General features: G+C 47.4%; 20 protein-coding genes. 6 read left to right on the top strand and 14 right to left on the bottom strand.

What is annotated here, in order from left to right; translation table 11 throughout:
• The first annotated feature begins 78 nt into the window (after positions 1-78).
• The gene (locus NSQ37_RS10320) at positions 79-954 is read left to right on the top strand and encodes a LysR family transcriptional regulator (protein WP_043021356.1); all 876 of its coding nucleotides are present in this window, start codon (positions 79-81) and stop codon (positions 952-954) included.
• A 68-nt stretch (positions 955-1022) separates the two neighbouring features.
• Here NSQ37_RS10320 and NSQ37_RS10315 read toward each other — a convergent pair whose 3' ends face one another.
• Positions 1023-1847 carry a C40 family peptidase gene (locus NSQ37_RS10315; protein WP_007409272.1) on the bottom strand — a complete coding sequence of 275 codons (825 nt, stop codon included), beginning with the start codon at positions 1845-1847 and terminating at the stop codon, positions 1023-1025.
• Between the two features lie 459 nt (positions 1848-2306).
• Here NSQ37_RS10315 and NSQ37_RS10310 point away from each other — a divergent pair, with 459 nt between their 5' ends.
• Positions 2307-3686, top strand: coding sequence for an alkaline phosphatase (locus NSQ37_RS10310; protein ID WP_043021357.1), 1380 nt, complete (start codon positions 2307-2309; stop codon positions 3684-3686).
• 38 nt (positions 3687-3724) lie between these two features.
• On the opposite strand, the gene NSQ37_RS10305 is transcribed toward NSQ37_RS10310, so the two are convergent.
• Positions 3725-5131, bottom strand: a complete 1407-nt coding sequence (locus NSQ37_RS10305; protein ID WP_015239476.1) for a SpoVR family protein — start codon at positions 5129-5131, stop codon at positions 3725-3727.
• Between the two features lie 169 nt (positions 5132-5300).
• Between NSQ37_RS10305 and NSQ37_RS10300 the strand changes: the two genes are divergently transcribed.
• The 3 genes from NSQ37_RS10300 to NSQ37_RS10290 all read left to right on the top strand — a co-directional run bounded on the left by NSQ37_RS10300 (position 5301) and on the right by NSQ37_RS10290 (position 9015).
• A complete protein-coding gene (locus tag NSQ37_RS10300) occupies positions 5301-6815 on the top strand; it encodes a mechanosensitive ion channel (protein WP_015239475.1) in 1515 nt (504 codons plus the stop codon).
• Positions 6816-6947: 132 nt separating this feature from the next.
• Positions 6948-7382, top strand: a complete 435-nt coding sequence (gene nsrR, locus NSQ37_RS10295; protein WP_007409277.1) for a nitric oxide-sensing transcriptional repressor NsrR — start codon at positions 6948-6950, stop codon at positions 7380-7382.
• Between the two features lie 178 nt (positions 7383-7560).
• The gene (locus NSQ37_RS10290) at positions 7561-9015 is read left to right on the top strand and encodes a C40 family peptidase (RefSeq protein WP_167340583.1); all 1455 of its coding nucleotides are present in this window, start codon (positions 7561-7563) and stop codon (positions 9013-9015) included.
• A gap of 44 nt (positions 9016-9059) precedes the next feature.
• Here the strand turns inward: NSQ37_RS10290 and NSQ37_RS10285 are convergent, their stop codons facing one another.
• A complete protein-coding gene (locus NSQ37_RS10285; RefSeq protein WP_007610300.1) occupies positions 9060-9383 on the bottom strand; it encodes a DUF3889 domain-containing protein in 324 nt (107 codons plus the stop codon).
• A 190-nt stretch (positions 9384-9573) separates the two neighbouring features.
• Between NSQ37_RS10285 and NSQ37_RS10280 the strand changes: the two genes are divergently transcribed.
• Complete coding sequence (locus NSQ37_RS10280) at positions 9574-9816, top strand: YhdB family protein (RefSeq protein ID WP_003155335.1); 243 nt, start codon at positions 9574-9576, stop codon at positions 9814-9816.
• Positions 9817-9829: 13 nt separating this feature from the next.
• On the opposite strand, the gene NSQ37_RS10275 is transcribed toward NSQ37_RS10280, so the two are convergent.
• From NSQ37_RS10275 to NSQ37_RS10225, 11 genes are all read right to left on the bottom strand, one after another.
• Entirely contained in the window at positions 9830-10354 is a 525-nt protein-coding gene (locus NSQ37_RS10275; protein ID WP_167340582.1) for an NADPH-dependent FMN reductase, read from the bottom strand.
• Positions 10354-10998: a response regulator gene (locus tag NSQ37_RS10270; protein ID WP_012117168.1), complete on the bottom strand. Its 645-nt coding sequence runs from the start codon at positions 10996-10998 to the stop codon at positions 10354-10356. Before NSQ37_RS10270 ends, NSQ37_RS10275 begins: the two co-directional genes overlap by 1 nt.
• Positions 10998-12125, bottom strand: coding sequence for a GAF domain-containing sensor histidine kinase (locus tag NSQ37_RS10265; protein WP_032871069.1), 1128 nt, complete (start codon positions 12123-12125; stop codon positions 10998-11000). The genes NSQ37_RS10270 and NSQ37_RS10265 overlap by 1 nt, the downstream gene beginning before the upstream one ends.
• A gap of 145 nt (positions 12126-12270) precedes the next feature.
• A complete protein-coding gene (locus NSQ37_RS10260; RefSeq protein WP_012117166.1) occupies positions 12271-14013 on the bottom strand; it encodes a phospho-sugar mutase in 1743 nt (580 codons plus the stop codon).
• 139 nt (positions 14014-14152) lie between these two features.
• A complete protein-coding gene (gene glpD, locus NSQ37_RS10255; RefSeq protein WP_003155341.1) occupies positions 14153-15820 on the bottom strand; it encodes a glycerol-3-phosphate dehydrogenase in 1668 nt (555 codons plus the stop codon).
• 138 nt (positions 15821-15958) lie between these two features.
• Positions 15959-17449: a glycerol kinase GlpK gene (gene glpK / locus NSQ37_RS10250; protein WP_007409284.1), complete on the bottom strand. Its 1491-nt coding sequence runs from the start codon at positions 17447-17449 to the stop codon at positions 15959-15961.
• A 16-nt stretch (positions 17450-17465) separates the two neighbouring features.
• Complete coding sequence (locus NSQ37_RS10245) at positions 17466-18293, bottom strand: MIP/aquaporin family protein (RefSeq protein WP_032874243.1); 828 nt, start codon at positions 18291-18293, stop codon at positions 17466-17468.
• A 172-nt stretch (positions 18294-18465) separates the two neighbouring features.
• The gene (locus tag NSQ37_RS10240; protein ID WP_007409286.1) at positions 18466-19041 is read right to left on the bottom strand and encodes a glycerol-3-phosphate responsive antiterminator; all 576 of its coding nucleotides are present in this window, start codon (positions 19039-19041) and stop codon (positions 18466-18468) included.
• 16 nt (positions 19042-19057) lie between these two features.
• On the bottom strand, positions 19058-20410 hold the full coding sequence (locus NSQ37_RS10235; RefSeq protein WP_095352277.1) for an aspartate aminotransferase family protein: 1353 nt from the start codon (positions 20408-20410) through the stop codon (positions 19058-19060).
• A gap of 244 nt (positions 20411-20654) precedes the next feature.
• Positions 20655-22193, bottom strand: coding sequence for a bifunctional GNAT family N-acetyltransferase/carbon-nitrogen hydrolase family protein (locus tag NSQ37_RS10230; RefSeq protein WP_007408451.1), 1539 nt, complete (start codon positions 22191-22193; stop codon positions 20655-20657).
• Entirely contained in the window at positions 22186-22875 is a 690-nt protein-coding gene (locus NSQ37_RS10225) for an HAD family hydrolase (protein ID WP_003155347.1), read from the bottom strand. Before NSQ37_RS10225 ends, NSQ37_RS10230 begins: the two co-directional genes overlap by 8 nt.
• Positions 22876-22902 lie beyond the last annotated feature (27 nt).

The raw sequence follows: 22902 nt of genomic DNA, 5'->3' as shown, positions 1-22902 counted from the left end.
ATAGTAAATATAATATTTAAAAAATAATGAATATTTTTAAGGGAATTAATTAAAACTTTTAATCAGAGGAGTGCATCTATGGATTTTAAATGGCTTCACACCTTCGTCACCGCGGCAAAATATGAGAATTTCAGAAAAACGGCGGAAACGCTTTTTTTATCTCAGCCGACCGTCACCGTTCATATAAAATTATTAGAGAAAGAAATCAGCTGCAAGCTGTTTCAGCGAAGCGGCCGGAAAATACAATTGACCGAAGAAGGAAAAGCATACGTGCCGTTTGCCATGAGGCTTTTGGAAGACTATGAAAACAGCATGGCGGAGCTGCACAGGGTGCGCCAGGGCTACTCGCACACGCTGACACTCGCTGTTTCGCCGCTTATCGCCGACACCGTTCTCCCGTCTGTCATGAAGCGTTATACAGAGGACAATAAAGAAACCGAAATGACGGTTACCATTTTCGAATCGGAAGAAATCGCCTCTCAAATCAGAAACGGCTCAGCCGATATCGGACTGAGCTGCTTAAAGGTGCAATCATCTTCCCTCACTTGCCGCTCCCTGTACAATGACCCCGTTGTCCTCGTCGCGCCGCCCGGCCGAAAACCCGGAACAGGGAAGGCCGATGAAGTGAAAGACCTGTTCGGACAATATCTGCTTTTGACCCATAACCATCCTGACTATTGGGATGATTTGCTCCGCCAGGTCAGAATACAGTTCCCTTTCGTCAGGACAATGAAGGTGACACAGACGCATATTACGAAACGATTTATTAAAGAGGGGCTGGGCGTCTCATTTCTGCCGCTGTCAGCGGTACGGGCCGAACTCGCCGCAGGCAGCATGATTGAAATTCCGTGCGAATTCGCCCAGATGCCGAGCGCGGGCGCGTACGCCATCGCCCTCTATGAAAATGAAAAAAAGAAAACCTTTTTAGATTTTTTATCACATTTTCATTTTTAGGTGAAACAAATGGAGCTCTGTCCCGTCTAAATAAAAAACCCGTTCTGATGAACGGGTTTCTATCGCTGCTAGAATCTTTTCGCGCCAAGATAGCGAGGTTTCCAGTAGCTGTTATTCAGATCACTTGTTGTGACGCCGTCAGAACCGGCATGGATGAACTTGTTGTTTCCGATGTACACACCCATGTGTGAAGGGCCGGCCTGATATGTTGTAAAGAAGACGAAGTCTCCTCTTGACGGGCTGGACACGCTCTTCATTGAGCTCCAGTATCCCGCAGTGCTCGTTCTGCCGACACTCGTCTGTTTGTTTAACAGGTACCAGATAAATCCGCTGCAGTCAAAGCCGGAAGTCGTTGTTCCGCCCCATACATACGGCGTGCCGATTAAAGATTGCGCATCAGAAATCAGCTTGTTTACATTCAGGCTCGTCTGTGCAGCATTATGGCTGGATGAAGGCTGCTTTGATGACGAAGATCCTGAAGACGTTGAACCGGAAGTTGATCCCTTTACTTTAAGAACTTGTCCGATGCGGATCAGGTCCGTTTTTAAACCGTTTAAACTTTTTAATTGGTTTACCGTCATTTTATATTTATTCGCAATTTTCCAAAGGCTGTCGCCTTTTACGACTTTATATGTAGACGATGATGACTTGCTGCTTGAGCTTGAACCTGAGGATGATTTACCGTTAATCGAAAGCGTCTGACCGATGTAAATGATATCCGATTTTAATTTGTTCTCAGATTTAATGGAATTAATTGACGTTCCATACCGATTTGAAAGTCCCCATAATGTATCGCCTTTTTTTACCTTAATCGTTTGCGCAGATGCCGCGCCCGCAAACAAAGTCGTCCCCAAAACCACTGCCGTTGTTGCTGTAACAAGTTGCTTTTTCATATTTTCCTCCCTGAATGATTCTATCTATTTTATGTGTCTCTTTTTTAAAGTTTTTATCTGTTTCCTATTATAAGGTTCAATTTCCACTAGAAATAGACTTGACTTCCCGTGACAAATTTCTTACTAATTCGTTTTAGAAAAAAGTTTTTAAGGGTATTAAATATTTCAATTTGATTTCAAACGTGACGAAAAACGAGTCTATTTGTCATGTTTTTTTCCTGTGATCCTCGTATTTTGGAAAAACAAAGCAGTTTATTTTCCAAATAACCCCTTGTTAAAAAAATCCTCGACTTTTTCAAAAAAGTGAATGGTTTTCACTCTTTCTTGAAAACATAACTTTACACCGGAATTTACATTTCTAACAATGTTTCACCTGAAATTTACAGGAGGAACAGGCGCTCTTTACAAACACCCCCTACCATTAGACATGCAGACACGATTAAAGGAGGACGAGTGAGAATGAGTCTATTTAAACAGGTTCGATCAAAACTTCTGCCGGCGGCAGCCGTATCCGTGCTGACAGCCGGTCTGATTGCGGGCGCGGGGCTTCAGCACTCCGAACAGGCAGCGGCAAAAAAACAGCCTGACAAAAACGAAATCAGAAACGTCATCTTCATGGTCGGCGACGGAATGGGCGCTCCCTATATGAACGCCTACCGTTCGGTCATTAACAAAGGAAAGCCTTCGGATGGTATGAAACTGACGGCATTCGACCCCAATCTCACCGGTATGATGATGACTTACCCTGACGATCCTGATTCCAATATTACCGATTCCGCGGCGGCAGGCACGGCAATGGCCACGGGTGTGAAAACGTATAACGCGGCGATCGGAGTCGATAAAAAAGGAAAGCGGGTAAAATCCGTCCTCGAAGAAGCGAAACAAAGAGGGAAATCCACCGGACTTGTCGCAACTTCGGAGATTGCCCACGCCACCCCTGCGGCATTCGGAGCCCATAACAAATCCCGAAAGAACATGGATGACATCGCAAGCAGCTACTTTGATGACCGCATCAACGGAAAACAGAAAGTCGATGTGCTCCTCGGAGGCGGCAAGTCAAACTTTATCCGTAAAGACCGCAATGTAACAAAGGATTTCAAAAAAGCGGGATACAGCTACGTGACATCAAAACAGGAGCTCAAAAAGGATCGTAACAAGAAGATTCTCGGCCTGTTTGCCGATGGCGGACTCGACAAAGCAATCGACCGCTCAAACGCCGTCCCTTCATTAGAAGACATGACAACGGCAGCGATCGACAGGCTGAACAAGAATAAAAAAGGGTTTTTCTTAATGGTCGAAGGCAGCCAAATTGACTGGGCGGGACATGACAATGATATAGTCGGCGCAATGAGCGAAATGAAGGATTTTGAAAAAGCGTATAAAGCAGCGATCGCATTTGCCAAAAAGGACAAACATACGCTTGTCGTTGCCACGGCTGACCATACCACCGGCGGATTGACGATCGGCGCGAATGACGATAAAAACTGGCATGTTGAACCGATTCTTGCCGCAAAAAAAACCCCGGCATTTATGGCTGACCAAATCAAAGCGGGGAAATCCGTATCTTCCGTGCTTGCGCGCTATACAGACCTGAAATGGTCAAAAGCTGAAATCAAACAGATCGAAACGGCCGCAAAACAGGATGCTGACAAGAGTATCTACAAAGCGATCATTAAGCTCTTTAATGCGAAAACCAACAGCGGCTGGACAACCGGCGATCATACAGGCGAAGAAGTTCCCGTTTACGCATACGGTCCGGGAAGAGAGTCATTTACGGGGCTTTTAAACAACACGGACCAGGCCAAAAAGATCTTTCACATCCTGAAACACGGAAAATAAAAAAAGGATGCGGGGGTTTCCCCGCATCCTTTCTTCTTTTACAGATATCTCCGGTGCACTCCTTTGCCGTCATACGAAAACATCACTTCTCTGTCTTCAAGAACAGATTCGATGTGCACGCTCCTGCCCCACAGCTGGTACAGATACGGCAGCACTTTCTCCAAATATTTCAGATCAAGCTCAATTCCCTCATACCAATGTTTAATATAAAGCTCATTATTCTTCAGGTAATCCCCGTCATTGACGGTCAGATAAGGAAATCCCCCGTTGACCCGCATGTTCACGAGCTGGTCGCGCACGGCCTTCCATTCTTTGTCGATCACTTTATAGTCCCTGCCCTGCTTTTGGAATAAATACAAATCCTCACGCATCACGAGATCTTTCGTCAAATAATTGCGGATAAATGATATATCCGATTCAATTTCCCTGACCTCAAACATTTTCTCGCGTCCGGAACCGGGCTTTACTCCTGTTTTTTTCATTTCATCTGTCGGGTTGTCATAACGCTCTTCGATGTCTTCAAAAATTTTCAGCCCTAAATAATACGGGTTGATTCCCGTTTTTGACGGCTGAACGACGCCTGCGTTCAGCTTCGCAAATTCGATGGCTTCATCTGAAGTCAGGTCAAGCTCGCGGATAATCCGCTGATGCCAATAGGATGCCCAGCCTTCGTTCATGATTTTCGTTTCCAGCTGAGGCCAGAAATACAGCATTTCTTCTCTCATCATGGTTAAAATGTCACGCTGCCACGGTTCAAGCTCCCGCGAATGTTCCTCGATAAACAGCAGAATATCTTTTTCCGGCCGGGGCGGAAACGGTTTTTTCCCTTTTTTCTTTTTCACCTGCTTCGGCTTATCCATTCCCCATAAATCATCGTAAGGCGATGGCGCGGTTTCTTCTTCGTCCTCCTCTTCGTCATCGACGCTCCACAGCAGCTTCGGCCTGACGAGCGACGGATCGATATGCTCCTGAATCGCCAGAATGGCATCTAAAAAGGACTCCACCTCTTTTATCCCGTGAATTCTTTCATAATGCTTAATCCGCTCCGCCGCAGCCGCCATACTCTCAACCATGTCCCGGTTCGTATTTTGAAAGCGGCAGTTATGTTTGAAAAAATCACAATGGGCAAGAACATGGGCTACAATTAATTTATTTTGGATCAGCGAATTGCTGTCCAGCAAAAAAGCGTAGCAAGGGTTGGAATTAATGACAAGTTCATAAATTTTGCTCAAACCGAGATCATAATGGAGTTTCATCTTGTGAAATTGTTTGCCGAAACTCCAGTGGCTGAATCTCGTCGGCATGCCGTACGCGCCGAATGTATAAATAATTTCAGCCGGGCAAATTTCATATCTCATCGGGTAGAAATCAAGGCCGAAACCCTTCGCAATGTCGGTTATTTCCTCAATTGCCCGCTGTAAACCTTTTGTCTCCTCCGCGTTCAACCGAATCCCCCCTACTTGGACTTATTTATAATGTATGACCCCTCCTCTCAAAAGATGAAATAACAGACCGGTTTCCGGCTGAAAACTTTCGGCACATCCGCCCCGTTTGCTTTATATGTAAATGGGTAAAACACACACCATACCCCAAAAAGAAAAGGAGCGATTCTACTTGAATACAGCAGACATGCTTACGACGTATCTCAGCAAACTCCCGAATCTGATCATCGCACTGCTCGTCCTGCTTATCGGCTGGGGCATTGCCAAAATCATTGAAAAAGCCGTATACAAAGGCCTGCAAAAAACAAAAATCGACGACAGGCTGTTCGCCGAAAAAAAGCCGGCGCGCTATTCCTCAGAAAAAGTCATCAGTAAAGTCATTTATTTTATCGCATTAATCATCGTTTTTATTCTATTCTTTAACATTCTGCATCTGACAACCGTGGCTTCGCCTTTTGTCAGCATGCTGTCAGCGATAACGGCGGCTGTGCCGAGCATTTTAAAAGCCGGCCTGATTCTGCTGTTGGGCTGGGCGGCCGCTTCGCTTTTCAGCTATCTCGTCAAAAAAGCGGGCATGAAACTCGCTGAAAACGGCCGGCTCAGAAAATGGACAATGGTGTCTGAAGAAGCGGAGATGAGCAGATCCGTTACGGCCGCTTCACGAATCGTTTTTTACTTCGTCTTGCTCTTGTTCCTGCCCGGCGTCTTGGCCGCTCTCCAGATCAGCGGAGTATCAGGGCCGTTTACAAATATGATCCAAAGCGTTTTGTCCTTTATACCGAAATTATTCGCCGCGGCGCTGATTGTTTTAATTGGCTGGCTTGTTGCCCGTCTCGTCCGTGATATCGTCACAAACTTTCTGGCGAGTATCGGCACGGAAAGGCTCGCCGCACGTATGGGGCTTTCTATTTATCTGAAGGATACAAGCCTGTCGGCAATCATCGGAACGATTGTCTACGTGCTGATTTTCATTCCGGTGATCATTTCTGCGCTTGACCGGCTTGATGTGGCGGGTATTTCTGAACCGGCGTCAGCCATGCTGCACACGGTCTTCACAATGCTCCCTAATATCATCATCGGTATCGTGCTGATCATCGCCGGCATCTGGATCGGAAAATGGGTCAACAGCATTGTATCCGGGCTCTTGCACCGGGCCGGTTTCGACTCTCTTCTCGGTAAAATGGGCTTTGAACAGACGGGTACCCCGAAGCTGACGCTTTCTCAGACGGTCGGCATGATTGTTCAGATCATCATCGTCCTGCTCTTTACGGCAGAGGCGCTGCAGCTTGTCCATCTCGAATTTCTCGTTGTTATCGCAACAGGTATTATCGCTTACCTGCCTAATGTTCTGGCCGCTGTATTTATTCTCGGAATCGGGCTTTTGGCCGGACAGCTCGTCAGCAGGCTGCTTGCCGGCATGCTGAGCGGAAAGGAATTCAGATTCCTGGCGCCGCTTGCGAAATATACCATTATCACTCTTTCAATCTTTATGGCGCTGGATCAGCTCGGTGTCGCCGACACGATCGTAAATGCCGCGTTTATTCTGATTCTGGGCGGTTTCGCGCTTGCCTTCGGACTTTCATTCGGTCTTGGCGGAAAAGAATTCGCCTCCCGTTATCTCGCAAAATTGGATCGCAAAATTGAAAAACATCAATCGGCTGACGATCGGAAGCCGCCGATGTCTTAACGAAAAAAACGTGCGCTCAGAAGGAGCGCACGTTTTTTTTTGAGTTAAGGGGGCAAATTCCTTTTTTTTCATTTTAGATTCATATATGATAGACTGTAACAGAAGCAAAATCTCTTTTTTCGAGGTCATTCTATGAAATTAACGAACTATACCGATTATTCTTTACGCGTTTTGATTTTTTTGGCTTCCAGACATTCCGACGAACTTTCCAACATAAAAGAAATCGCAGATACTTATTCCATCTCTAAAAACCACCTCATGAAAGTCATTTACCGCCTCGGCCAGCTCGGGTATGTCGAAACGATCCGGGGCCGGGGAGGCGGAATCCGATTAGGAATGACACCGGAAGACATAAACATTGGAGAAGTCGTTCGAAATACAGAAGACGACTTTAACATCGTAGAATGCTTTGACTCCCAAAAAAATCTCTGTATCATATCTCCCGCCTGCAACTTAAAGAACCTTCTGAATGAAGCCCTGCAAGCTTACCTGGCCGTTTTAGACAAATATACGTTAAGGGATCTGGTCAAAAACAAAGAGGAGATTATGAGACTGCTCAGAAGCTGAAGGAATGCCCGCATTCCTTCTTTTTTTATGCCGACATAAGAAAAAAGGACTATTTCTATTAATATGATAAACGATTGCAGACAAGTGCCGATATAAAGATTATCATTACTGATATCCTCACCTTGCGGCTGCAACGAATGGGGATAGTAAAATCATCGCAGGAAAAGGGAGATTCATTATGAAAAAAAAGGTAGCGGTCGGTTTGACTGCATCTGCGATCGTCGGGTCTGCGTTAGCTGTAACACCGGCAGAAGCACAAACGATTAAGGTTAAAAGCGGAGATTCATTATGGAAGCTTGCCCAAAACTACAATACAAGCGTGGATGCCATTACATCAGCGAATCATCTAAAATCCACCGTTATTTCTATCGGGCAGACGCTCAACATTCCTAACGGCAAATCAGATTCCGGCAGCAAAAAGCCATCTTCAAAGAACAGCGGCACGACTAAAAGCGTTTATACAGTGAAAAGCGGCGACTCGCTGTGGCTGATCGCATCTGATTTTAAAATGTCCGTACAGGAACTGAAAAAGTTGAACGGTCTGACAAGCGACTTAATCCGCGCCGGACAGAAGCTGCAAGTGACGGGGAAAGTTTCCTCAAGCACCGATCAGAAAAAAACCGCTCCTGGCAGCAGCTCAAACAGCAGCAAAAAGCAGTCATCATCTTCCGGGACGTATAAAGTCAAACTCGGCGATTCACTATGGAAGATCGCAAACAGCGTCAATATGACCATTGCGGAACTCAAAGTATTAAACAACTTAAAAACGGATACGATCTACGTAAACCAAGTCCTGAAAACAAAAGGAACGTCTTCTTCGGGAAACACGCCGTCAAAAGACAATTCAAACCAAAATAAAAACCAGACGCAAACGTCCTCCTATACAGTAAAAAGCGGAGACTCACTCTGGAAAATCGCAAACGCATACAACATGACGGTTCAGCAAATCAGAAGCATCAACAAACTGACGTCAGACATGCTTCGGGTCGGACAAGTGCTTAAGCTGACCAAAACGTCATCTTCCGGCTCTTCGTCTTCACCGTCAACTCCGAACCAGTCCGGAGATACAGGGAAAACCACTACATATACCGTGAAAAGCGGGGATTCTTTATGGGTGATTGCCCAAAAGTTCAATGTGACCGCCCAGCAGATCCGCGAGAAAAACAAGCTGAAAACAGATGTTCTTCAAATCGGACAAAAGCTGACGATTACCGGGCAGCAGACAAACACAACACCGAATCAGTCCGGCAACACAGGCGGCACAGGTTCAACAAGCGCGAAGATTAATGTAATGATCGATGCCGCAAAAGCTCAGCTGGGCGTACCGTATGTATGGGGCGGGACGACGCCGAGAGGCTTTGACTGCAGCGGTTTCATTTATTACGTTCTCAATAAGGTCACTTCTGTATCCAGACTTTCAGCCGCAGGCTACTGGAATACGATGACATCAGTCAGCCAGCCGGCGGTCGGTGACTTTGTCTTTTTCTCAACTTATAAAGCCGGACCTTCCCACGTCGGTATTTATCTCGGGAACGGCCAGTTTATTAATGCCAACGATTCGGGTGTCGTTATTTCCAGCATGAACAATTCCTATTGGAAACAGCGTTACCTCGGCGCAAAACGTTTCTTCTGATATCTGACAAGCTGTACGGCCTCAATTAGGCTGTGCAGCTTTTTTTACAGTCTGAAAATATTAATGCTGATCACATGTTTTGTCACGGGATGGAAATACACTTCAGCACGGGATGAAAACGTTTCTTTTGTTGTTTGCACCGTTACGCGAAACACATCTTTCGTCTGTTCCCGGTTCACTTTTGTACGGCCCATGTACGAATAATCGGTAAGCTCGGCCCCCTTGTATTCACGTTCAAGCTGGTTCCATGCGAGCTGCTCCCATTTTTCAACTGATGGATCAAGGTGTTCTGTATGCCCTTTTTCAGCGATCGAGGCAATGAGAATGCCGCAAAACAAGAGGGCAAGCGCAAATGGAAGGGATTTCATCTTTATGTTCTCCTGAGTCGTTTTTTGTCAATCTTAGCGTGTCCAAAGAAGAGACGGATATGCGGTTTTATTTTATGTCTCCCTCATATTGCTATGCCGCTGTGATAAGGACACCAACTTTTCCCCCGTTGCATCGGTCTTCGACGGCATAAACTAACGGAGAACTTCTCATTGAAAGGAGAAGCGTTAGATGGATCATGCCGATTATGACAAAGCCTTGTATTACACACACCGGTCTCAATGGGACAATTTGTTAATATTGATGGTTCGTACAAAAGATGATTTATTATCAAAGCGTATTGAGCACTTTCTGCACGCGTATCATTTCGAATATGATCATGCGGTGCTTGAAAAAGAGCTGTATTCCCTTCTCGGGTATATTGATCATGCGACAGAGCTCGCTTATGAAGATCAATTAGCCATGCTGACATAAAACAATCCCGGCGTCAGACGCCGGGATTTCTTATGTTTGTGAACATATTCAGCTCTTCGATCATCTCTTTTAGGCTGACAGCCATATCCTCAGATACGGTCAGGCGCTCCATGTCGATGTGAATCGGGTCTAAGACCAGCTGTTTCGGGATGACATTTGCATAGACGCCCCGCATGACCGTCCGCATATTCGCCAGCGCGTTCATGCCTCCTTTTCCTCCGCCCGCCGCAGCAATGATTGCCACCGGTTTGTATGCCCAGTGATCGCTGCTTAAAAAATCGATGGCGTTTTTTAAAGCGCCGCTCATGCCGCTGTGATACTCGGGAGATAATAAGACGACGGCCGCCGACTTTTTCACCTGCCGCCTTAACTCTTCCACTGCAGGCAGCTCGTTCTGTTCTTCTTCACCGTTATAAAGCGGCAGTTCACTTTCGCTCAAATCAATAAAATCGGTATGAAACCGATCACTTATATAAGAAGCGGCAATTCTAGTCCGCCCGTTTTTTCTCGGTGTTCCGCTGATCACTAATATGCTCATCATTTTACCGCCTTTCCAAAAACATTATATTTTACCGCATACAATGCCGCCTGCGTCCGATCGGAAAGATTCAGCTTTGACAGCAGGTTGGACACGTGGGTCTTCACTGTTTTTTCTGAAATAAACAGTGCCGCCGCAATTTCCTTATTGCTTTTCCCTTTGGCTATTTCTTGAAGAACATCTTTTTCACGGGGGGTCAGCTGATCATATTTTTCCTTATCCTGATCATCCTGAACCATATGGGTCAGCACGTGAGGCACAATATCCGCCGACAGCCGGTAACGTCCGGAATACACTTCCCGAAGCGTTTTTACTAAATCATCGGGCTGGGCGTCTTTCAGCTGATACGCTTTTGCGCCGGCTTTAAGGGCGGGAATGACATGCTCCTGATCAGAATAGCTCGTCAAAACGACGATACTGATGTCCGGAAATCGTTCCGCCGCAATTTTTGCCGCTTCTATGCCGTCCATATCAGGCATTGATAAATCCATCAGAATGATGTCCGGCTCCGTCTTTTCAGCTTGCTGAAGCGCTTCAGCACCGGTGGACGCCTCACCGACAACTTCAATGTCTTCCTGAGTGGCGAAGAAATAGCGCAGTCCTTTGCGGACAACGTGATGATCATCAGCAATCACAATTTTCATCAATCAGACCTCCTGTCCCGAAACGGAAGCCGAACGGAGACAATCGTTCCGGCGCCAAGCTCGGATTGCAGTGTAAAGCGGCCGCCGATTGCTTCAGCCCGCGCTTTCATGCCGGCCACGCCGAGCGATGGGAGCACAGCATGCGCATCAGCGCTGAAGCCCGCTCCACGGTCGCTAATATGAAGCTCAGCGCAATCCGGCTTTTTAACGGCGGAAATGATAACCCGGTCCGTTCCCGCATGCTTTTTACAGTTATTCAAGGCTTCCTGGGCGATCCGCCAAAGCGCGTGTTCCTGTTCATCTGTAAGCTCCAGCTCATCCTCCATTTCACAAACGGCTTCCAGGCCGATAAGAGCGGCATAGCTTTTGATCGACGCATACAGCCCTTTCGTCAAACTTTCCGGCTTCAGCTGCCAAATAAGCGCCCTCATTTCTGTTAGCGCATCATGAGACAGCTCTTGAATAAACGTAATCATCTGCCGGAGCCGATCATCATCTGTAAAGCTCTTTGCGGCTTTTGCCGTTAAGCTGACAGAAAACAGCATTTGATTGACGGAATCATGCAGCTCTTGCGCAAGTCTGCTTCGTTCCATCAACAGGGCGTTCTGCTGCTCAAATTCGGCCAATTTCATCCGCTGAATCGCCGTTCCGATTTGAAATGCAACCGCTTCAAGAAGATGCAGTTCTTCTTCGTTGAAAAATGTCTTTTCGCTTGCGGCGACGTTTAATAAACCGAACTTCCGGCCGCCGTCCTCAAGCGGTACGGTCGCATGATGGGTAATGCCCTCTGTATCGCGGCAGTTCGTCGTCTGTTCCGCGAATTCAATCCGTTTACAATTCATTATGTTTACGGCCTTTGTCAATCCGCCATTGCTGAATTTGGTCAGACAATAGCATTCCCCGCTGCACATGAGTGCATTTTCCCGCTGACCGAGAGCCGGCGGTAAATAAGCGGATGCGGCGAGCGTATAAGATCCGTCCGGCTCAATCAGAAAAATCCACCCTGTCTGCAGCCCGGTCAGGCTGAGCAGTTCGCGAAGCACTTTATCAAGCGCTTCCTTTAGATCGTGGCTTTGGTTTAAGGTTTCCGCAATCGCTTTTAACGTTTCTACCGTCGTTTTCGTCAATTTCCCTCACTCCGGCCAATCAGAATTATCCATATTATATCAATTCTTTTCTGTATATTCCTTTGTTTTCAGCATGAATTTTCCTCATACTTTCGGATGAGGCGTATAAAAAAACCGCCGGATGTCGCTTCCGGCGGTTTGTTGTTTATTTCGTTTTTTCCACTATGCCATCTACCGTTTTCATGACGGCTTCAGATAATGCGGCAAGACGCTGTTCGCTGTCTTGTAAAGAAGTTCCCTTCACGGCGAAATAGAACTTCACTTTCGGCTCCGTTCCCGATGGACGAAGGCAGAACCAAGAGCCGTCTTCAAGGAAATATTTCAGGACATTTGACTTCGGCAGATCAATATCTTCTTCATGATGATCGGCAAATACAGTCCGTTTTCCCGTTGAATAGTCTTCAGCCTGCGTGATTTGTTTTCCAGCCATCTGCTTCGGCGGATCGTTTCGGAAGGAAGTCAGGATAGCGGAAATCTGCTCTGCTCCCTGTTTTCCTTTTAACGTCAATGACTTCAAGCCTTCACGGTAATAACCGTATTCTTTAAAAATGGACAGCAGCGCGTCATAAAGCGACATGCCCTGCTTTTTATAAAAGGCGCATACCTCGACGGCTAACAGTGCAGCCTGTATCGCGTCTTTGTCACGCGCGAAATCGCCGATTAAGTAGCCGTAGCTTTCTTCATACCCGAACTGGAATGTGTATTGGCCTGATTTTTCATATTCTTTGATCTTTTCACCGATAAATTTGAAGCCTGTCAGCGTGTCAACCGTATCTAATCCGAACGATGAAGCGACGGCGCGGCCCAATTCGCTCGTGACAATCGTTTTCATGACGACACCGTTTTCAGGAAGGGCGCCCTGTTTTTTCTTCTCGGAAAGCAGGTAATGCAATAAAAGCGCGCCTGTCTGGTTTCCCGTCAGCACTGTGTACTTGCCTTCGCTGTTTTTTACGGCAATGCCGAGACGGTCGGCATCCGGGTCCGTAGCGACGAGAATATCAGCGTTTTGTTCTTCTCCGAGTTTAATGGCATATTCGAATGCCGCGTGCTCTTCCGGATTCGGCGATTTGACGGTTGAAAAATCCGGGTCCGGCAGCTCTTGCTCCTTTACGACGGTGACGTTTTTGTAACCGAGTGCTTCAAGACCGCGGCGCACCGGTTTATTTGCCGTGCCGTGCAGCGGAGTGAACACGACGCTGACATCCACTTCAGCCGAAAGCTCGGGATGTACGGAGATGGAAGTCAGTTCTTCAGTATACGGTTTATCAATTTCTTCACCGATTATTTTAATCAAACCTTTTTCTTTCAGCGACTGTTCATCTTCAACTTGAATCGTTAATTCATTTTCTATGGCATTCACTTCCGCAATGACGATGTCCGCTTCTTTCGGCGGCAGCTGTGCGCCGTCATCGCCATACACTTTATATCCGTTATATTCAGGCGGGTTATGGCTGGCCGTCACGACGATACCGGCATAAGCGTTCAGCTTTCTCACCGCAAAAGACAGCTCAGGCGTCGGGCGGAGCTCATCAAATACGTATGTTTGAATGCCTTGGGAAGCAAGGGTTTTTGCAGCTTCCATCGCAAACTCAGGAGATTTATGACGGGAGTCGTATGCGATCGCAACCCCTCTTTTTTTCGCGTCTTCCCCCTGTTTCGCGATATACGCCGCAAGTCCGGCGGATGCTTTGCGGACCGTGTAAATATTCATCCTGTTCGTACCCGGCCCGATTTCTCCTCTCATGCCTCCTGTTCCGAACTCAAGATTTTTGTAGAAAAAATCTTCAAGCAGCTGCTCGTTTCCTTCTGCGTCCGCCAATAATTTTTTCAATTCTGAATCTAATTGTTCGGCCTGATTCCAGCGTTCGTAACTCTTACTCCAACTCATGTTCGTCCTCCTATAATTTCAGCTTATGACCATATTTTAATATGAAGCGGCTGCCCGTGTCACTTGATAACTTAACCAAATGCTTTATGTAAAAAGATAAAAGAAGGGCTCATGCCTTTTCGGCACAGCCCTCCGGTTATTATTGTTCGAGCGGAACAACCGCGTCGTGCAGCAGCGTATTTAACCACTCAGTGTGTTTTTCTTTCGTTTCGTCATTCCATTGGAATCGGTCGCTCATGTAATCAATCACGGCCGTTTTATACGTTTGCACCCATTTGATGTCGAAGAACAGTCTTCCCGTTCTGCGGACGAAGAAATCGGCAGGTGTCGCAGCCATTTCTTCTTCGATGCTGTAAGCCGCTTCAGCCAAAATGTGAACCGGAATCTGGCGTTTTTCCGCTTCGTCTTTCAGACCCTCAATCCGGCTGAATACATTTTCAACGTTAGAGCCGTATCTGATGGCTAACTGCTTAGCGGTTTCCTGTGATAAACCGATTTTCAAGCCGTCTTTTGTCTTTGCTTCCACAAATGACTCGAAGTTTTTAGAGCCGCCGACATGTCCGCCGGAAATCGGCATCGTCTTCGTCTTGCAGCCGCCGAAGTCCTGGCCGCCCTCTTCTTTCAAGCGGTCGCGGACAAGATCGACAATGTGCTCAGCCATTTTACGGTAGCCCGTCAGTTTTCCTCCGGCGATCGTAATCAGGCCTGATTGAGATGTCCAGATTTCATCTTTACGGGAGATCTCAGACGGGTCTTTCCCTTCTTCGTGAATAAGCGGTCTGAGGCCGGCCCAGCTTGATTCAATATCGTCCGCCGTAATGTTCAGTTCCGGGAACATATAATTGATGGAGCTGACGACATAATCACGATCCTGCACCGTCATGCGCGGGTGCTCAAGTTTTTGTTTGTAAACCGTATCGGTCGTACCCACGTATGTTTTTCCTTCACGCGGAATGGCGAACACCATCCGGCCGTCCGGCGTATCAAAGTACACCGCCTGTTTAAGCGGGAATACGGATTGGTCGAATACGAGATGGACCCCTTTTGTGTGCTGAAGATGTTTTCCGCTTTTGCTGTGGTCTTTTTCTCTCAGCTCGTCGACCCACGGACCTGTCGCATTGACGATTTTTTTGGCGTAAACTTTGTATTCCTTGCCTGACAGCAGATCTTCAATTAAAACGCCGACAACTTTTCCTTTTTCATAAAGCAGTTCTTTCACTTTAGAATAGTTGACAGGCTCCGCACCGAATTTAACGGCTTCTTTCATGACTTCAATCGTCAGTCTCGCATCGTCCGTCCGGTACTCTACATAATAGCCTCCGCCTTTTAAGCCGTCTTTTTTGACGAGCGGCTCTTTTTGCAGCGTTTCTTTAGCAGACAGCATGCTTCTGCGCTCTGATTTTTTTACTCCCGCTAAATAGTCATACACACGCAGGCCGATGGAAGTAGAGAATGAACCGAACGTGCCGCCTTTATGAAACGGCAGCAGCATCCATTCCGGCGTCGTGACGTGCGGGCCGTTTTCGTACACGATGGCACGTTCCTTACCGACTTCTGCAACCATTTTGACTTCAAATTGCTTCAGATAACGCAAACCGCCGTGGACAAGCTTTGTGGATCGGCTTGATGTGCCGGCCGCAAAATCCTGCATTTCGCTCAAAGCGACTTTCATTCCCCTTGAAGCAGCGTCAAGCGCCGTACCGGCACCCGTAATACCTCCGCCTATAATAAACAGATCGTATGTTTTTTTAGTCATGTCTTCCAGCATATGATCCCGTTCCAAACTTGAAAATTGGTGATTCATCATTACGTTTCCTCCTTGTTGTCACGGTATAGAAAAAGAGACCACAACAGCCAAAGCGCATGTCATCACTTTGGTGCTGTGGTCTCTCCTCATCTCAGGACCGTTCCTATTAACTTGTTTTCAGTATACCACATTTTTATCTTATTTAAAAGCCATAGCTGCATTTACTGCTTTTTTCCATCCGCCGTACAATTCATCGCGTTTTTCATCTTCCATTTCCGGTTTGAATTGCTTATCAAGGTTCCATTGATCAGCGATTTCAGTGCTGTCCTTCCAGTAGCCGACAGCGATTCCGGCCAAATACGCAGCACCGAGCGCCGTCGTTTCATTAATTTCCGGACGTTCAACCGGCACATCAAGCAAGTCGCTTTGGAACTGCATGAGGAAGTTATTTTTTACCGCTCCGCCGTCTACACGCAATGTTTTTAAAGAGATGCCTGAATCAGCCTCCATGGCATCAAGCACATCTTTCGCCTGATAAGCGAGAGATTCAAGCGTAGCCCGGATAAAATGCTCCTTCGTCGTTCCGCGTGTCAAGCCGAAAACTGAGCCGCGCACGTCACTGTCCCAGTACGGTGTGCCTAATCCGACGAAAGCGGGCACGACATAAACACCGTCAGCGGAATCCACACGCTCTGCGTATGTCTCGCTTTCTTTCGAATCTTGGAACATCCGCATGCCGTCTCTCAGCCATTGGATGGCAGAACCTGCGACAAAGATGCTTCCTTCCAGTGCATACTCGACTTTTCCGTCTAATCCCCAGGCAATTGTCGTCAGAAGGCCGTGATCAGAAGTGATGGCTTTTTCTCCGGTATTCATCAGCATAAAGCAGCCTGTGCCGTATGTGTTTTTCCCCATGCCTTCTTCAAAGCACGCCTGACCGAACAGCGCAGACTGCTGGTCTCCGGCCGCTCCCGCAATCGGAATGTTTTTACCGAAGAAATGATAATCAACCGTTTTCGCGTACACATGAGAAGACGGTTTCACTTCCGGCAGCATTGATTTCGGCACGCCTAAAATATCAAGCAGCTCGTCATCCCATTTTAATTCATGTATATTAAACATCAGCGTTCTTGAAGCGTTGGAATAATCCGTTACGTGCGCCGCCCCTCCGGACATTTTCCAGATGAGCCATGAATCAATCGTTCCGAACAGAAGACTTCCGTTTTCCGCTTTTTCCCGCGCGCCTTCTACATTGTCAAGAATCCATTTGACTTTCGTTCCTGAGAAATAAGGGTCGATCAAAAGTCCCGTTTTTTCTCTGAATGTATCATTATATCCTTTTTCACGAAGCTCTTCGCAAATGCCGGATGTTTGTCTCGATTGCCATACAATCGCATTGTATACCGGCTTTCCGGTATCTTTATCCCATACGACCGTCGTTTCCCTTTGGTTCGTGATGCCGATGCCGGCAATTTGATCAGCGCTGATTCCGGACTCGGAGATCACAGTCGCGATAACGGCGAGCACCGATCCCCAAATTTCGTTCGCATTGTGCTCCACCCAGCCCGGCTGAGGGAAATGCTGTGTGAATTCCTTTTGAGCGGAATGCACGATTTTTCCTTCTTTATTAAAAAGAATCGCTCTTGAACTTGTTGTGCCTTGGTCAATTGATAAAATATAGGTCTCCATGATGCCGCTCTCCTTTTTAAATATATTCAGAATTTGATAATGTTTTCTGTGATTGAGATTTCTTGGTATAAATATAGAGTATGAAAAGCACTACAACCATTATAACGCTTACAAACCAAAAGCTAGGTGTCACATTTCCTTTAAACGCGGCATTGTAAAATACGCCGCCGAACGCACCGCCCATGATCGGACCGACTACGGGAATCCAGGCATATTTCCAATTTGACGGCCCTTTTTTCGGAATCGGCAAAAAGGCGTGAGCGATTCTCGGCCCCAAATCCCGCGCAGGGTTGATCGCATATCCGGTCGTCCCTCCAAGAGAAATCCCGATGGCAACGATGAGGAATCCGACAATCAGCGGGTTCAGCCCTTTTGTAAATTCATTCGCTCCGATTGCCAAAATGCCGAGCACAAGCACAAACGTACCAATGACTTCACTTATCATATTCCCAAATGTATGAGGAATACTCGGACCGGTCGAGAAAACGCCCAGTTTGGCGGCCGGATCATCCGTCGCCTTCCAATGCGGCAGATAATGAAGGAACACAACAACCGCACCGATCATTGCTCCGATCATCTGTCCCGCAATATAAACAGGGACCTCTTTCCAAGGAAAGCTGCCTTCAAGCGCAAGGCCTATCGTTAAAGCCGGATTCAAGTGGGCGCCGCTAATGCTGCCGACGGCATATGCCGCCATGGCTACTCCCAATCCCCAGCCGAATACAATAACAATCCATCCGGATTGGTATGAAAGCGATTTCTTTAAATTGACTCCCGCACAAACGCCGCCGCCGAAAATAACAAGCAGCATTGTACCGATTACTTCTCCCCAAAATGCTGTCATCATCATTCCTCCTAAATGACATAATAGCAGGTTTGACAGAGTTATAGAGAATAAAAAACCCACAACAAACCGCTTTACGCTTTATTGCTTCCGTAAAGAGCTGTTGTGGGTCTCCGGGTCTCCATCACATAGTATTAACCTAGGTCTATTGTAACAATGGGTGTAAGCGGTGTCAATCTTTTTTTGTCATAGAATGTTCATATTTAGCCCATAGGTCGGTGTCTGAAGTCGTCACGGCCGTGGCTCCTGCCTGCAAGGCGTTTTCAACGTCCTGCTCCGTGCGGATGAAGCCGCCGGCAAAAATCGGAATCCCCGTCATTTCTTTAATTTCTCTGATTAAAGTCGGAACGATGCCCGGGAGAACCTCGATAAAGTCAGGCTTATGCTTCCCGACGAATTCCATGCTTTTCTCCATGGCGCTCGTATCTAAGAGAAACAGACGCTGGATCGCGTATATTTTCTTTTGTTTCGCTTTGACGATGACTGATGATCTCGTCGAAATGATGCCCGCGGGCCGGATATCCTGGCAAATGAACTCCGCACCGTATTCATCATGCTTAATGCCGTGGATTAGATCGACGTGAACCATCAGAAGTTTTCCGTGTTTTTTCGCTTCATTCACGACACCTTTTAATTGACCGAGGTGGATATCTAAAATGACGCCGTATAAGAACGGACTTTCTAAAAATGCATCGAATTGCTTCATGTTCCGGATTGCCGGTAGAATCTGCTGGTTGTGAAAACTCATGTTTTACTCCTTTACATTAAAAATCAATGCTCAGCACGCTTTCCTTGACGGTCGAAATGATGAAAGAGAGCTCCTCGTCCGACAGGCAAAAAGGCGGAGACAGCTGAATGACATTATTATATCCCGCTACAGTATCGCCATTTTTCCCGACAAGCAGGCCTTTTTCTCTGCACACGGTGATGACGTGCTGCACAAGGGCGGCATCAGCGGGTTCCTTCGTGATTTTGTCCTTGACGAGCTCAATGCCGGCAAGAAGGCCCTTGCCCCGTACATCTCCGACCGCCGGATGTTCTCTGAGCGGCTCAAGCTCACGGAGCAGCCTTTCTCCAAGCTCCCGGGAGCGGGCGATCAGATTTTCGTCCTCCATCAATTGCAGGTTTTTCAAAGCCAGGGCGCAGGCTGCCGGATTGCCTCCGAATGTATTCACGTGCCGGAAGCGGCCGTACGGCTCACCGCCCGAATACGCCTCAAAAATCTCCCGTTTTACTGCCGTTGCCGACAGCGGCAGATAAGCGCTCGTAATGCCTTTTGCCATTGTGACGATGTCCGGTGAAACGCCGTAATGCTGAAATCCGAACGGCTCTCCCGTGCGGCCGAAACCGCAAATGACTTCATCACTGATCAGAAGCGCGCCGTGGCGGCGGCAAATGTCCTCTACCTTTGCCATATACCCGTCCGGGGGCATCAGTATCCCTCCGCCTGTAATAATCGGTTCCATAATAACGCCGGCAATCGTTTCGCTTAACTCCCACGTCATGATCCGGTCGATTTCATGCGCGCTTTCCAATGTGACGGCATCGCCGGGATTCCGATAAAGATCAGGCGGCGCCGCGTGCAAAAAACCTTGTGAGAGCGGCTCATATTTATACTTTCTCTGCGCCTGGCCGGTAGCGGCGAGCGCCCCCATCGTATTGCCGTGATAGCCTCTGTACCGGGAGATGAATTTGAAGCGGCTGTGATCGCCGTTTTCAATGTGGTATTGGCGGGCAATTTTGAACGCGGTTTCATTTGCTTCCGATCCGCTGTTGGAAAAGAAGATTACATAATCGCCGCCGAGCCATTCATTCAGTTTTTCCGCAAGCTCAATCGCGGGTTGATGGCTTTGGGTCAGCGGATAATAAGGAAGCTCCTTCAATTGACTGTAAGCCGCATCGGCAAGTTCCTTTCTCCCGTATCCGATATTGACGCACCACAGGCCTGACATGCCGTCCAAATACCGTCTGCCGTCAATGTCCGTAACCCAGGCGCCTTCCCCTTTTTGGACGATTATGCTGTCATCCGGCTCCGCCCCTTTCATCGCGTGCCAAATCAGCTCTTTATCCTTTTGTTTGAGTGACTGATTTTTTTGTACATGTTCCACACCGCTCATCTCCCTTTCAATATCATTGCACTGTATCGAAAGCTGCCCGGCTTCTGACGCCGATTCTCTTGGTGAAGTTTTCCTCTTAATAAGAATATAAAGGCGCGGCATGGGCGAGTCAATAAAGCGGCGGCAATTAAAAAAACGCTTTCTCCCAGAAAGCGAAAGGGCTACAAGAGCATATCCCGAAACCGGGGCCGGTGCAAGTGTTTTTATAAAAAAACCCGCCCCTTAAGCGGAGCGGGCGTTTTTTTTATTTCAGATGCGTAATCCGGTAAATATCTTTGCGCCGGTCTTTCAGCTGGCGCACGGTTCCGTTTTCACGCTGCCTTCTTAATATTTCAAGGTCCACGTCCCCGATCACGACCATTTCGATATTCGGATTCGTTTCACCGACGATTCCGTCTCTGGCAAATTCAAAATCAGACGGAGCAAAAATGGCTGACTGCGCGTATTGAATATCCATATTTTCTGTTTGCGGCAGGTTTCCGACCGTACCTGAGATGACGGTGTAAATTTGGTTTTCAACCGCTCGCGCCTGAGAGCAGTACCTTACGCGCAAGTAGCCTTGGCGGTCTTCAGTGCAGAACGGCGTAAAGATAATTTTCGCCCCTTGATCCGCGGCAATTCTCGCAAGCTCCGGAAATTCAATATCGTAACAGATCTGAATGGCGATCTTTCCGCAGTCCGTATCAAATACGCGCACCCTGTCTCCGGCGCTGATGCCCCACCATTTCCGCTCATTCGGCGTAATGTGAAGCTTATATTGTTTTTCAATCGTGCCGTCACGTCTGAATAAGTAGGCGATGTTATAAATTTTCCCCTCTTCTTCAACGAAGTGGGAGCCGCCGATGATGTTGACATTATATTTCACCGCGAGATCTGTAAAGAGGCTGATATAGTCCTCGGTATATTCGGTAATCCTCTGAATGGCCAGACTCGGAGAACGCTCCTCGAGGAAAGACATGAGCTGCGTCGTGAAAATCTCCGGGAACACCGCGAAATCAGATCTCGCATCGGAAGCCACATCGACATAATATTCAACCTGATTGGCAAATTCCTCGAAGGAGTAAATCTTTTTCATTTCATATTGAATGACGCAGATGCGCACCGGAAATGCCGATTTGTAATAGCGCTTCGATTGCGGCAGGTAATCGACATTGTTCCATTGCATTAATGTCGCATATTTAATGGACGCGGTGTCATCCGGGAGATAATTCGGATTGATCCGCATGAGCGTAAATCCGTTCATCAGCTGGAAAGAAAGCACCGGATCATAAATCTGATGGCGCGTCACCTGTTCGACATAAGCTCTCGCCGTCATTTCTTCCGCATACTTATGATAATTCGGAATCCGCCCGCCGATAATGATGCTTTTCAGATTCAATCGTCTCGCCAAGTCTTTTCTCGCCTCATACAGCCGGTGTCCGATCTTCATCCGTCTGTATTCCGGGTGAACCATTACCTCAATCCCGTACAGATTCAATCCGTCCGGGTTGTGGTTCGTGATATAACCGTCGTCTGTAATGTCCTGCCACGTGTGGCGGTCATCATATTCATCGAAATTGATGATCAGGCTTGAGCATGAACCGATAATTTCCCCTTCATACTCGGCGCAAAACTGACCTTCCGGAAAGTGCGCGAGATGGCTGATTAAATGCTCAGGCTCCCACGGCTCCATCCCCGGAAAACAATCCTTTTGCAGTTCAATAATTTTGTTAATATCTTTCTCTTCCATATTCCGTATGACCATTTTCTTTTCAAAACGGGTCAGATCAAGTTTCTCAGACAATGCTGCTTCCCCCTGCCGGTTCGTTTTGATCGTTCAATCGCTGTAAGAGTAATTCAAGTTCCATTTCCGCCATCGATTCCAGTCTGTGATCGTATTCTTCAAATAACAGGGCGCTTGTTACCTTATTCGGCACGATGACACATTTCATGCCGGCCCGTTTGGCTGCGATAGAGCCGTTGACCGAATCCTCAAAGGCCAGACATTCAGATGGTTCAACGCCTAAATGTTCCGCAGCTTTCAGATAGAGCTCCGGATTCGGCTTCACTTCTTCTACGTCGTCAGCCGTCTGAATCACTTCAAATTCATCAAACAGGCCTAATTCCTTCAGATGGCCCGATACCCATTTGAAATCTGAGCTGGACGCGAGCCCCACCTTCAATCCTAATTCTTTTGCCGCGGCTAAATAAGCTTCCACCCCGGGGCGCGCCGTTTCCGTCTTCATCCGCTGTTCGAAGCGCCCGCGCCTGATCGCCGTCAGTTCATCATGATCGAGCTTTCTTCCCAGCTGCTCCTCTAAATATGCGAACGGCTTAAACCCCGCGGCCGTTCCGATCACCTTTCCCCAGACGGATAAAGGCAATGTTGAACCGTGTTCTTCAAACATTTCCTGCAGCACTTCATATTCATGGGTTTCTGTATCTAAAATTAACCCGTCAAAATCAAAGATTAATGCTTTTATCAATGGTTACAGCTCCTTTAGTTAAACGTA

The sequence above is a fragment of the Bacillus sp. FSL P4-0334 genome, assembly GCF_038004825.1.
GTDB lineage: Bacteria > Bacillota > Bacilli > Bacillales > Bacillaceae > Bacillus > Bacillus velezensis.
The sequence above is the reverse complement of the archived record's forward strand: the minus strand, read 5'-3'. Positions and strand labels throughout refer to the sequence as shown.